At 40.0% G+C, this 12827-nt stretch carries 10 protein-coding genes and 1 other RNA gene; 8 read left to right on the forward strand and 3 right to left on the reverse strand.

Translation table 11 applies throughout. From position 1 onward, the window contains the following. Positions 1-42: 42 nt before the first annotated feature. Together BK575_RS08430 and ssrS are read right to left on the reverse strand one after the other, a co-directional pair. On the reverse strand, positions 43-1557 hold the full coding sequence (locus BK575_RS08430) for an ATP-binding protein (protein WP_078409983.1): 1515 nt from the start codon (positions 1555-1557) through the stop codon (positions 43-45). A gap of 177 nt (positions 1558-1734) precedes the next feature. Continuing rightward, a non-coding RNA gene (gene ssrS, locus BK575_RS08435) (6S RNA) lies at positions 1735-1927 on the reverse strand. 657 nt (positions 1928-2584) lie between these two features. Between ssrS and BK575_RS08440 the strand changes: the two genes are divergently transcribed. From BK575_RS08440 to ypfJ, 6 genes are all read left to right on the forward strand, one after another. Beyond that, entirely contained in the window at positions 2585-3808 is a 1224-nt protein-coding gene (locus BK575_RS08440; RefSeq protein ID WP_078409984.1) for an ATP-binding protein, read from the forward strand. Positions 3809-3877: 69 nt separating this feature from the next. Next, complete coding sequence (locus tag BK575_RS08445) at positions 3878-4168, forward strand: hypothetical protein (RefSeq protein WP_078409985.1); 291 nt, start codon at positions 3878-3880, stop codon at positions 4166-4168. Between the two features lie 217 nt (positions 4169-4385). Further along, entirely contained in the window at positions 4386-5111 is a 726-nt protein-coding gene (locus BK575_RS08450; protein ID WP_078409986.1) for a hypothetical protein, read from the forward strand. A gap of 86 nt (positions 5112-5197) precedes the next feature. Next, a complete protein-coding gene (locus BK575_RS08455) occupies positions 5198-5380 on the forward strand; it encodes a hypothetical protein (protein ID WP_078409987.1) in 183 nt (60 codons plus the stop codon). 264 nt (positions 5381-5644) lie between these two features. Further along, on the forward strand, positions 5645-7015 hold the full coding sequence (locus BK575_RS08465) for an MFS transporter (RefSeq protein WP_078409989.1): 1371 nt from the start codon (positions 5645-5647) through the stop codon (positions 7013-7015). A 283-nt stretch (positions 7016-7298) separates the two neighbouring features. Next, the gene (gene ypfJ / locus BK575_RS08470; protein ID WP_078409990.1) at positions 7299-8138 is read left to right on the forward strand and encodes a KPN_02809 family neutral zinc metallopeptidase; all 840 of its coding nucleotides are present in this window, start codon (positions 7299-7301) and stop codon (positions 8136-8138) included. An 82-nt stretch (positions 8139-8220) separates the two neighbouring features. Here ypfJ and htpG read toward each other — a convergent pair whose 3' ends face one another. Next, positions 8221-10101 (reverse strand): molecular chaperone HtpG, encoded by a 1881-nt coding sequence (gene htpG / locus BK575_RS08475; RefSeq protein ID WP_078409991.1) that lies wholly within the window; start codon positions 10099-10101, stop codon positions 8221-8223. A 620-nt stretch (positions 10102-10721) separates the two neighbouring features. On the opposite strand from htpG, the gene BK575_RS08480 reads away from it, so the two are divergent. Together BK575_RS08480 and BK575_RS08485 are read left to right on the forward strand one after the other, a co-directional pair. Further along, entirely contained in the window at positions 10722-11279 is a 558-nt protein-coding gene (locus BK575_RS08480; RefSeq protein WP_235867339.1) for a GNAT family N-acetyltransferase, read from the forward strand. Between the two features lie 331 nt (positions 11280-11610). After that, positions 11611-12726, forward strand: a complete 1116-nt coding sequence (locus tag BK575_RS08485) for an NAD(P)/FAD-dependent oxidoreductase (RefSeq protein WP_078409992.1) — start codon at positions 11611-11613, stop codon at positions 12724-12726. Positions 12727-12827 lie beyond the last annotated feature (101 nt).

The raw sequence follows: 12827 nt of genomic DNA on the forward strand, positions 1-12827 counted from the left end.
AGCAAAAGGACTGAGCCGAAAGATTTTCGGCTCAGTCCTTTTTTAATTGGATTCGGGCAAAAGAGGGATACGAACTTCCACCTGTGTTCCTTTATGGGGCGTACTTTGAATAGAAATATTGCCACCGCACGTATCGATAATGCGCTTACAGACGCTTAATCCTAGTCCTGAGCCGTTTTTCTTCATCGTGAAGAAAGGATTGAATACTTGGTCTAACACTTCTTTTGGCATGCCTTCTCCATTATCCTTTACCGTAATAAGACAAAAATCATCGTTTTGTTCGAGAGAAATGGTTAGACAGCCACCATTGGGCATAGCTTGTAAAGCGTTTTTGGCTAAATTGAGAATGACTTGTTTAATATGATCCTTCACACAAGAAATAGGCAGGTTATCGTTCGAATGATGCACAGACAGCTGTACATTCATATAATTGGCTTCTGATTGAATAATCGGTTCTATTTCTATGATGATGTCATTCGCATCGCATGTTTTTAATATATGAGAAGAAGGTTTTCCAAGCATAAGTAATTCACCGACAATGGCATTAATCCGAGTGATTTCCTCTTGAATGATTCCAAAGTAAAACTGTGCTTTCTTATCCGAATATTCTTCGCTTAATAGTTTCACCAGTCCTTTAATGCCGGTTAAAGGGTTTCTGATTTCATGAGCGGTGCTGGCGGCCAGGTTGCCCACCAACTCAAGCTTTTGAATTTCATTTTGTGCCGCTTCTTTTTTTACTTTATGTTTTAAACGTACATACTGGGTTAGTAAAAGTAGTATATTGGCAACTGTGAAAATAACGAATATGTATTGAAAAAAGGTATGTCGATATAAATGAGCATCTTCAAGAGCGATTTTAGCTGTAGCTGTCCAAGGGAGTTTTGCTATATCTATACTGGATTGTATCGAGCGTTTTTCAGGAGCGATCCAACCTGTCATGATCAAAGCTTTTCCTGTATCGTCTTTGACGACAATCATTTCATCTTTTATGACGCTTCTAATAGAATCTCCGATTTCATCCAATCGTAAGCTGGACAGCAGGACACCCTTAATTTGTCCATCGTCGATAATGGGTGTGGCTATTGTAATGATAAGACGTCCTGTGACCCGGCCAATATGCGCTTCTGAAATACTCGTTTGTCCGGTTTTAAGGGCCTGTTGAAAATAAGGACGGTCACTTACGTTCACAGAAGAAGAGAGTTCGTTAGAACTGATCAGCAAATCTCCTTCTGGATTGGCCCAATAAAAGCCGGAAAAGCGCGGATCTTTCTCTTGTGTTTCTATTAGTATTTTTTCAACACCATCCAAATTATTGCGCTGAATATTGATAACGGTAGCCAGCATGTCTAATCGGCCAACCGTTTCACCGATGAAATTTTCAATCGTTTTAGCATGAAAATCGGCGTACCATCGTGCTTGGCTTCTATAATCAGCTTCGACTTCTTGCGTTTTCTGATGGGCCAAAATGAAACTAATGATTATGGATGGTACCAACGTAATCATCAAATAGATAAGTAATCTTTTAGATTGTGACTGGATCATCTGTTTATATTTCAAAAGAACCTTCTCCCTTAAAGCATCGTATGAAATTATTTTATCACTATTTCATATGAACGAAAATCGTAATTTTCTAAATAGTCAGGAATATAAAAGGGAAGTATTTGCGAATATGCACTTCAAATAATATAAAAAAATCCGGTCCGAAATAGGACCGGATTGTTCGTATCATTCATAGAAAGGGCCGCGTTTGCCGTTGATGTAGTATAATGAAGTTTTAAACCACCACTCCTCAAAGTGGGTGTTTGCAGAAACGTTTCTGCCGTCCTCTATCCATAATGGGAGGCATGGCATTCCGGTTTCAATATAAAACTCCCTATAACAGCTTAAAGGTTAAAACTTATTATGATCACGTACAACGCAGCTTGTATACATATACTACAGGATACCGGTCATATTTGCAAGAGGCAAAAAAGACTTTAGGGTGCCGTGCAGGCTATCCTTTTCTCCTCCTGCCAAAATAACACCTATTAGCCTATTCATCACCTAGATTATTTAAAAATCTCTCTATAAATATAAAGCAACTTCGTCCAAATGTATGTGAGCATCCTCACATTTCATTTTTCAAAACGTTTAGGAGCATTCCCGCAAAGAAATAGGAGAATTCCCCGATAACCAAAAAAGCCTTACCAGCCTTACCGGCTTACAATAGAGTCATACGTTGAATGAACGGAAAAATAAGATGATGGAGGCTGAATATGGGCGCAGCTTGTGCAGTAAGCAACACTGTTTTATCAAATACTGTTTTATTCTCTGCAGAAAATTTGAACAGACTAAAAGGAATCATGTATGAAAAGAAAGTGAAAAGCGGCATGTAGCTTTTTGAAGAAGGGGACTTGGCTGATAATTTGAATGAACACATTCAGAACAGGGGACTGAACCTTTTCTTTACGTTGCCATAAGGAGAAACATACTCTATACTAAAAACGGTAATAACTGTTAACCATTTTGAGAGACAGCAAGCATTTTTAGGGTCCGATTAAGAGTAACGGATTTTTAGTGATAGAGGCAGAGAGGTATAAGAAACATGAAAGAATTTAGCGTTAAGGATGAAAAAAATCTAAAACTTTATAAAGCTTTTATATCAGGTATCGGGCTGTTGATGTTAGCTGGTTTATCCATCACCTTTTCTGAAGCAGAAACAAATAAGCTTCCGTTCATTATTCATGCTTTTTTTGCGGCAATCGTTTTCGGTATCTTGATCGTATTTCCTAAAAGGGAATCTGAATTATTAAAAGGAGTGCTTATTTCTTCTGTCACTGTTTATTTTTATGCACTCTTTTTTTTATTCCCCCAAACGTCTTCTATGATTACGTTAATTTCGATTCTTCCTGCGGCTGCCATTATCATATTTAATAAAAAAATATTTTGGATTCTCGCTGCGTTTAATCTCGTTGGAGGAACAAGTTTAATATTGTGGGTGACCCAATATGGCTCTTTCGAAAAAAAGTACGCATATCTGTCTGAAGATGTAATCGGAAACTTGATTAACTTCTGGACCAGTCAAATCCTTCTTGCTTTTATCTTTTTTATCACTTTAAGAAGAATGGAAAAATTAAGACAATACCATCAGGAAATCCAACGAACGGAGCGCCTGCATTCGGTTGGTCAATTAGCTGCATCCATCGCACATGAAATTCGGAATCCCCTTACGGTCGTAAGAGGGTTTTTACAATTGTTTCAAGAGAAGTCCTCTTTTACGAAGAATGAAAAAGAATACTTCCGCCAAATGATTTTAGAAGTGGATCATACACAAGCCATTATCAGCGATTTTTTATCTTTAGCTAAGCCGGATATTTATCATATTGAAATGCTTGATTTGAAACAGCAAATAGAGCAAGTCATTGATTTGCTGTCATCATATGCCCTGCTGAATAATATTGAATTTCAAACCACTTTGGAAGAATCCCTTCATGTTCGGGCCAATACGATTGAATTAAAGCAAGTATTAATTAATTTGATGAAAAATGCAATTGAAGCAATGGACGCAATGGAAGGGGAAGGAACGATTACGGTTCATTCAAGGCAGAATGATCGATTTGTCATTATCGACATCGCGGATACAGGCATAGGGATGACACCGGAGGAGATGAAACGATTGGGAACCCCTTTCTATTCGTTGAAGGACCGGGGAACGGGAATTGGGTTAATGGTTTGCTACAACATTATCGAAAAATACAAAGGGAAAATTGAAGTGAGGAGCACAAAAGGGAAAGGAACACAATTCTCCGTTTTTATTCTAAAAGCATAGGCTTAGAAAAACTAACGATCGGTATGACAAAGATAAGGGCTTATAATAAGAAGCAGGTGATAATAGAACATGGATGCAAATTTAGAAAAATGGATGCAACGCTATCAGAACGAAGAAGATGGGGAAGCCCTTCAGCACTTGATGGAGACATGCTGGCCGGTGGTGGAACCATTAATTCTCGACCTAGCCAAGAACAAAGATACAGAAACCGAAACTCTCCTGCGCCAAAAAGGAATGGAACGTTTTCCATTTATCATCAGTAAATACCAGCTCGACGTGCAGCTCCCAATCGAAACGTTTTTACGAAATACATACCGATTTTATTTTCGGCAGGTGCTTAAAGGTGAAGGGAAAATTTGAATTGTTATGAACAAGTTCACAGGCAAAATAATAGCTTAGAGACTGCTCTAATTAATAAAAAAGCTTGGAGTGGAATCCAAGCTTTTTTATTGTAACTAAGAACTATTATGACAGCCGGAAAGCCACTATAATCTAAATGGATAAAATTACCAAAAAATTCTAAAACAGGGTAACAGATGGAGTGATTCTACCGTCTAATTAGTAAAGGGGTGAGTTTGTGGAAAGATTAATCTTTGTGTTTATGACGGCTATGTTGTTGACAGGATGCGGCTTTATGCAAAAAGAGCTGGATACATTTGAAAGGCATATAGAAATTGATTGGGTCGATTTTATTAAACTGGATGGAAAAGAGTATGACGGAATATACACGGGAGTGATTGCCAATCCGACAGATATTGGAGAGGCGGTTGGGGAAGTTCAATTTAAGGTGGCAGACCAGGTCACAAATCCCCATTACAAAATAAAAGATGGTGACGCTGCTTTTTGGGAAAAAGGAACAAAAATTTACGCTGTTAAGAACGAAGAATCTTTAAGAGCTGTTAAAGATGAAAATGAAATTAACGGTTATCGATTGTACCATGTCAGAGAGGATGGAAAAGGGCAAAGCTGGCACTTCAAGGATATGCCTCAAGAAAAAGTAAAGAAGATTGAACTCTATGAACGCGATGCGGCGGGAACATATGACCTTTTGCAGCAGTTAACGGAAAGAAAGGAAATGGACGAATTCCTTTCCTTGCTCAACAGGGGAGAACAGCAATCCAACTTTATTCCGAATACATCTGAAGGTGACCCTGTCATATTCCAAATGGTATTTTACACAGATTCCCCAATTGCGTATAATTTCTCTTTGCACTTTGATGGAAAAGTATTTTTTTGGCATCCATGGGATACAACTGTTTTACCGGGTGAAATAAAAACGTATTTAAATTATCATGTAAATTAAAGTACAGAAATGATAGGGAGTTTTGAAAATTTCGTATGGTTTTCCTTAAAATAATCGTTACAATAAGAGGGGAGGAGGTGAAGAATATGAATATTTCCGAAATGTTAGGAGCAAGTTACTCCAACCTGCAGGCTGCACAGGTTGATAAAAGCCCTGAGGAGCTCGTGGTAACAGATAATGATACAACGTACTACATAGTGTCACGTGAGGCATACGACAACACACTTCAATCGCTAAATTACAAAATCGTCGTCAACGAAGGAGAGTAATACTTCCTCCACCCGTGTTTAAGGACACGGGTGTTTTTATGTACATGGAATCATTGAAGTGCAATGTTAATGATGAGGAAGAATTGAAACGCAAGACGAATTCCTTGATTTTTCCAACGGGACTCCTTACAATTACAGATAATTATTTGGATTCAATCAACAAGTCAAATCCTTTAATACAACCCTGCCATGAGTGGAGGGTTACTGCCCGTTGTGAGAGCAGAATCATAAAAATGAAGGATGATAGTAAAGAGAGGGGATTGCATGTCAAGTTTGTCTTCTTCGATGACAATGAATAAAGATCAAGAAGCATTTCAGGAGAATAAAGTCATTCTCTTATGGAGTTTCACCGTGTGGCTTGTTGTAATGAACACGACTATGTTTAATGTTGCGCTGCCGAGTGTGTTACACGACTTTACGCTGTCATCATCTACGGCATCGTGGATTGTATCGGGGTATTCCATTGTATTTGCCATTTCAACGTTAACATACAGCCGTTTATCCGATTTCATTCCGATCAAAAGGCTGTTGATATTTGGGCTGACGGTATTAGGTATTTCTTCTATTGCAGGCCTTTTTGCGAATCAATTTTATTTGTTATTACTAGTACGATTACTGCAAGCGGCCGGTGCAGGAGCTGTTCCCGGACTCGCCATGGTACTTGCGGGAAGGTATATTCCGGTATCAAGAAGGGGAAAAGCCATGTCGCTTATCGCGTCGGCAGCGTCATTAGGATTCGGCTTGGGACCGGTTATCGGAGGTGCCATTATTCAGTTGTTTGGATGGCACTATTTGTTTGTGATTACTAGTTTAGTGTTTTTATTATTTCCGTTATTTAAAAAGCTCCTTCCGACAGAGGGGGGACAAAAAGTCAAATTTGATACCTTGGGAGGAGTACTGACAGGGTTAAGCGTGACAGGCCTTTTATTATTTTTATCGACATTTTCGTATCCTGTTTTATTCGGAAGTCTCTTGGCAATGGCCATTTTGTGGCGACATATTCACCATGTGAAAATGCCTTTTATTCAGCCTGACCTTCTGAAAAATCGGCAATATACGAAGCTGTTGTTTGTTGGATTTACTGCTTTTATCATTCATTTCTCAACGCTGTTTTTAATGCCGATCATGCTTTCAGTCATGTTTAATAAAGAACCGGCCGCAATCGGAATGATTATTTTTCCGGGTGCCATGCTGTCAGCCGCAGCCGCCCAATTTATCGGCCGCTTAATTGACCGGCTGGGCAATGTTCCGTTAATCTTTTTTGGCCATTTCTTTCTGTTTATCGCAACGATGTCTTTTTCCTTTTTATCAAGCTTGTCACCGTACGTCATTCTCGTAACCTATATGTTTATGAGTACAGGTTTTTCTGCTTTGACTTCAAGCATCGCAAATGAAGCATCTAGAATTTTGCCGAAGCAGGAGATTGGAACAGGAATGGGCATGGCTCAGTTAATTCAATTTTTTGGCGGTGCGTTCGGTGTGGCACTTGCCGGGCTATTGCTTGTATGGCAAAAAGAGTTCCTCCCTGAAGTAATTTATCGTAATACTTTTGGGCTGTTAACCATTTTAATTGTTGGTTCATTATCGGTATTTATTCTTTATTTTAAAAGTATAAACAGAGCTTCATCTAATTAAGAATAGATGAATGATGCCAAGGAGAAAATGATTCAAAGCAGGGCCAAATCAAAGAAAGAAATTCATGTTAACTTAATCGTTAATGGTGGAGAACAAACTCATTGGAGGGTGTTCTTTTTTTCTGCTTTTATCAGCCTGTAATCTGAAATCTATGATTGGAATGAAATGAGTAATCTTCCTTCATTTTGAAATAATACATATAAGCTTTAAACCAGCCAAATGCGGGTATAGAACGATTAAAATTACCATGATTTATTCTACATACTATCAGGGAGGAAATGAGATGAAATGGAAAGGGAGAAAAGGAAGCGAAAACATTGAGGATAGGAGGGGAATGGGGGGGAAAACGCTCGTTGGAGGAGGAATCGGCGGCATTATCATCTTGCTGATTGTGACACTGCTTGGCGGTGATCCTGGAGCTTTGTTAAACGATATGACGGACACAGGTTCAGATACGGCAGCGCCTTATGAGGAAACAGAACAGGAGAAGGAGCTCGCGGAATTTGTATCGGTCGTCCTTGCAGATACAGAAGAAGTATGGACAGAAGTTTTCAAGGAGAAAGGCTTAGTTTATGAAGAACCGACCCTTGTATTGTATACGGACAGCGTCCAATCCGCTTGCGGAACAGCCGGTTCATCAGTCGGGCCGTTTTATTGTCCGGGTGACCACAAGCTATACATTGATCTGAGTTTCTATGATGAGCTCCAGCGAAAGTTTCAGGCTCCCGGGGACTTTGCGATGGCTTATGTAATCGCTCACGAAGTGGGACATCACGTGCAAACGCTTTTGGGGACAACCGAGAAGGTGATGCCTCTTCGTCAAAAACTCAGTCAAACGGAGTTTAATAAATATCAGGTTCGCTTTGAATTGCAGGCCGACTATTATGCCGGTGTTTGGGCCTATCATGCAAGAGGGATGGATTTGCTTGAAGAGGGCGATTTGGAAGAAGCATTGAATGCAGCAAGTGCGGTCGGTGATGACACGATCCAAAAAAAGGCTCAAGGATATGTTGTCCCTGAAAGTTTTACGCATGGAACATCCGAGCAGAGAAAGAGTTGGTTTAATAAAGGATTTGAAAATGGAACGATCGAAGGGGGAGATACGTTTAAAAATATGGAGTAAGAATCGCATGCATGGTAATCGATTATGAATTTCCAAAGAGTAAAGAAATGGAGATGGATGTCTTTCATCCATCTCCATTTCTTTATACCATGATTTTGCATATATCATTTGTAAATTCTACCGGATCATGGATTGGCAATCCTTCAATGAGAAGGGCTTGATTGTACAAAAGATTTGTATAGAGATTTAATTTCTCTTTATCGTGTTCAAAAGCATCTTTCAATGAGTTGAACACCTCATGATTAATATTGATTTCCAATACTTTGTCGGCCTGGATGTTTTCGTTATTCGGCATGGACTTCAGTATTTTTTCCATTTCAATCGTTACTTCACCGTCAGTAGATAAACAGACGGGATGGGTTTTTAATCGTTTTGATACTCGTACATCTTTTACTTTACCCGCCAATACGTTTTTCATATAGTCAAAGAGTTCTTTATTTTCTGACTTGCTTTCCTCATTTTGATCTTCGTTTTCCTCTGTCTCAATCCCTAAGTCACCGCTTGATACGGATCTGAATTCTTTTTCTTTGTATGTCATGAGCATTTTGATGGCGAACTCGTCAATCTCATCTGTAAAGTATAAAATTTCATAGCCTTTTTCTACTAATAACTCCGTCTGCGGCAGCTTCTCGATTCTTTCGCGGGATTCTCCGGAAGCATAATAAATATATTTTTGATCTTCAGGCATTCTTGATACATATTCGTCTAATGTCACCATGTTCTTCTCTTTGGAAGAATAGAACATCAACAAGTCTTGCAATATATCTTTATGACTTCCGAAATCACTGTAAACCCCGTATTTTAATTGTCTGCCAAAGGATTGGAAAAACTCTTCGTATTGATCTCGTTCATTTTTCAATAAGTTTTGCAATTCACTTTTAATCTTTTTGTTAATATTTTTGGCAATCAGCTTCAATTGGCGGTCATGCTGCAGCATTTCCCTTGAGATGTTCAGGGACAAATCTTCGGAGTCGACCATTCCTTTAACAAAGCTAAAGTAGTCAGGAAGCAAGTCCGCGCATCTGTTCATGATCAATACGCCGTTGGAGTAAAGCTCTAATCCTTTTTCATATTCTTTTGAGTAATAGTCAAACGGAATGTTTTTCGGGAGAAATAAAATGGCATTATATCTGACCGCACCATCGACACTGATGTGGATATGTTTGATTGGTTTATCAAAACCGTAATGCTTTTCCTTATAAAATTGCTCGTAATCTTCAGCAGTGAGCTCATTTTTGTTCTTTCTCCAGATTGGAACCATGCTATTGATGATTTGTTCTTCACGATAATCCTCGAATTCGTTTTCGCTGCTTTCTTTAGGTCTCTTTCCGGTTACATCCATTTTGATCGGGTAGCGGATAAAATCAGAGTATTTTTTGATGATTGCTTTTAATCGATATTCTTCGAGGTATTCATCATAGTTCTCATCTTCTGTATTTTCTTTGATTTTTAGAATAATTTCTGTACCCACCGAATCTTTTTCATACGATTCAATGGTGTATCCATCTGCTCCAGTAGATTCCCATTTATAGGCTTCGTCACTGCCTAACGCTTTGCTGATGACAGTTACGACGTCAGCGACCATAAACGCGGAATAAAAGCCGACTCCAAACTGGCCGATGATTTCATGTCCGTCTTTTAATTCGTTTTCATTTTTAAAAGCTAAAGAGCCGCTCTTGGCAATGGTTCCAAGGTTGTTTTCAAGCTCTTCCTTCGTCATTCCAATACCGGTATCGGAAATTTTTAATGTACGCTTTTCCTTGTCCGCAGCCACTTTTATGTAATAATGATCTTTCTCAAACGTTAACGTATCATCCGTTAATGCTTTGTAATAAATTTTATCGATTGCATCACTTGCATTCGAAATTAACTCTCTCAAAAAAATCTCCCGCTGAGAGTAAATGGAGTTGATCATCATGTCTAATAGTCTTTTAGATTCTGCTTTAAACTGTTTTTTAGCCATCAAACTTTCTCCTTTCAATTTAATTGCTGCGTGAACATGGGATTAATGCAGCAAGAAATAATAGTCAAGATCTTTGTAAGATGTTTGAGTGATTAGCACTCTGTCGATTAGAGTGCTAATCACTATTTAATTAACATATTATCGTGATTTGTGTCAATATCTATATAAATCGATTTAGAAATTTTGACATGACCAAAGAACGGCCATGTCAAAATTTCTAGACCTAAGCGGCTGATTCAGAGTGAAAATTTTAGTAATCATAAGAATTTTTTGTTTGAATATTTATTTAAATATGTGTATTTTTATTTAAAAATCATTTATAATATCCATTATAAATGAAATTGTGATGAATGATTATTAATAAAGGAAACTTTCATCAGTGGGAGCTCTTCATCCCCCGCTGATGGTTAGTTAGGCCCGCACGAGGCGGGGGTCACACAGACGTTGCCGCAGGACGCGGCGATGTTAGTCTGTGTTCCTTTAATCGGGCTTTTACGGGCAAGTGATCCCGCACTTAAACTTCTGCGATTACGTCCTGTTTTGAAGTGGGGGATCTCACCGCCCGTTAATGAGGGATAAATACATCTATTTTGGGGCTTCCAATACTGGAGGGGTTGAAAATGGTTTTAGTTAGTGAAAAAGTAATGAGGAATGAGGAAACGGCGGTTTCAAAGTTTGCTATTGTTCAAGCTGCTGCTGAGCATGTTCCTGGAATTATAAATGTTTGTGTAGAAGGGTGGCATGCTACCTATGGAGACATTAGAAGCCCTGAATATATAGATCGGGTCACGAAAAGCTATTATGCATACGAGCGTATATATAGTGAAGTAATGAAAGGTGATGCCAACCCCTATGTCTGGTATGTCGCTCTAGAAAATAATAACGTAGTAGGAGCAATTGCCGGAGGACAAATCGGAAAAGACAGGGGAGAAATTTTCACCTTGTACGCTGACTATCAGCGCAGGGGAGAAGGAATTGGGACATTGCTGTTAGATCATTTAACCGATATTCAAACTGGAAAAGGATTAACGAAACAGTGGGTTTCTGTTGCGAAAGGGAATGAAAAAGCGATTCCCTTTTATGAAGCGAAGAACTTTCTAAGAATATGTGAACAAATAAGCCGCTTTAGTAATGAACAAGAGAGATATATGTCCTACCGATATATGAGATCGATCTAGAACATTCAGCATGGCCAAAGAACGGCCATGCTGAATGTTCTAGACCTAAGCGGATGCCACCCCCCTTGCGGGGTTGGCGCCATCCGCATAGGTGTAAACCTTTGAGGGGAATTCAAGTTGTCTGAATGACCGTTTATGTTGCCTCTTCATTGAATCGAGAGGTGTCTAGTTATGAAGTGAGCTATATGATAGTCCATTTAAACCATTCGCCATGACCAATGAAAGGTCATGGCGAATGGTTTTCTGATGTGGAGTTTTTTATTCAACACCGCTATAGTTAAATGGGGAAGTACATATGCAGTAAAAGAATTAAAACGTAAAGGATGTTTTTATGGGTACATACATTGTAGTTGGAGCTGGAATTCTTGGAGCGTCTACAGCTTATCACCTCGCAAAAGCAGGGGCGAATGTTACATTGGTTGATCGCGGAGATGTGGGACAGGCTACCGATGCGGCAGCGGGTATTGTCTGCCCATGGCTCTCGCAGCGCCGTAATCAAGCCTGGTACCAAATGGCAAAAGGCGGGGCAAAATACTACGGTGATTTGATTAAGCAGTTGGAAGAGGATGGTGAAACGGACACAGGTTATAAACGAGTTGGGGCCATCAGTCTTCATACAGATGATGCAAAGTTGGATAAAATGGAGGAAAGGGCGTACAAACGTCGTGAGGACGCTCCGGAAATGGGCGACATTAGCCGTTTATCGCCGGCTGAAACGAAAAAGTTATTTCCGGCTTTATCTGAGCAATACGCTTCTGTTCATATAAGTGGTGCGGCTCGCGTCAACGGAAGGGCTCTCCGCCAGGCTCTCGTAAATGGGGCCAAAAAACATGGGGCCGCCGTTCTTCAAGGAAATGCGGCATTAGTTTATGAAGGTAACGAAGTCATTGGCATTAAACTAGAGGAAAAGACTCTGCTGGCTGATCAGGTGATCGTCTCAGCAGGTGCATGGGCAAACGAGCTGTTGGAGCCGCTCGGTATCAATTTTTTAGTGACCTATCAAAAAGCGCAAATCGTTCATCTCCATATGCCAGATACGGATACCGGAAGCTGGCCGGTGGTCATGCCTCCGAATGACCAGTACATCCTCGCATTTGAAGACGGCAGAGTAGTGGCGGGGGCAACGCATGAAAATGATACCGGGCTCGACTACCGGGTAACAGCAGGGGGGCTTCATGAAATTTTTGACAAAGCATTGGCAGTGGCTCCCGGTTTGGCCAACAGCACAGTGCTTGAAACAAGAGTAGGGTTTCGGCCATTCACTCCAGGTTTCCTTCCTGTCATAGGTCCACTGCCAGGTTTCAAACGACTGTTGGTGGCAAATGGACTCGGTGCTTCGGGATTGACGGCCGGACCTTATCTCGGTGCTGAACTGGCAAGGCTTGCGCTTGGCCAGCCAACGGAATTGGACCTCAGTCTCTATGATGTGGCCGGGGCTATTGTCTGATCAAAATCATTCATTCCTATTAGTTGAAATTTTCTTGCTCTCAGCCTACTCACATATCACTTAGACATTCACGTGCAAACATGATTTACCCCAGGATAAGA

The organism is Priestia abyssalis (assembly GCF_002019595.1).
Lineage (GTDB): Bacteria > Bacillota > Bacilli > Bacillales > Bacillaceae_H > Bacillus_BA > Bacillus_BA abyssalis.

Excerpts from the sequence above, each read along its gene's own strand:
- BK575_RS08480 (WP_235867339.1), top strand. The coding sequence starts at position 10,722 with ATGGTTTTAGTTAGTGAAAAAGTAATGAGGAATGAGGAAACGGCGGTT.
- htpG (WP_078409991.1), bottom strand. The coding sequence starts at position 10,101 with ATGGCTAAAAAACAGTTTAAAGCAGAATCTAAAAGACTATTAGACATG.
- BK575_RS08465 (WP_078409989.1), top strand. The coding sequence starts at position 5,645 with ATGTCAAGTTTGTCTTCTTCGATGACAATGAATAAAGATCAAGAAGCA.
- BK575_RS08485 (WP_078409992.1), top strand. The coding sequence starts at position 11,611 with ATGGGTACATACATTGTAGTTGGAGCTGGAATTCTTGGAGCGTCTACA.
- BK575_RS08445 (WP_078409985.1), top strand. The coding sequence starts at position 3,878 with ATGGATGCAAATTTAGAAAAATGGATGCAACGCTATCAGAACGAAGAA.
- BK575_RS08455 (WP_078409987.1), top strand. The coding sequence starts at position 5,198 with ATGAATATTTCCGAAATGTTAGGAGCAAGTTACTCCAACCTGCAGGCT.
- ypfJ (WP_078409990.1), top strand. The coding sequence starts at position 7,299 with ATGAAATGGAAAGGGAGAAAAGGAAGCGAAAACATTGAGGATAGGAGG.
- BK575_RS08440 (WP_078409984.1), top strand. The coding sequence starts at position 2,585 with ATGAAAGAATTTAGCGTTAAGGATGAAAAAAATCTAAAACTTTATAAA.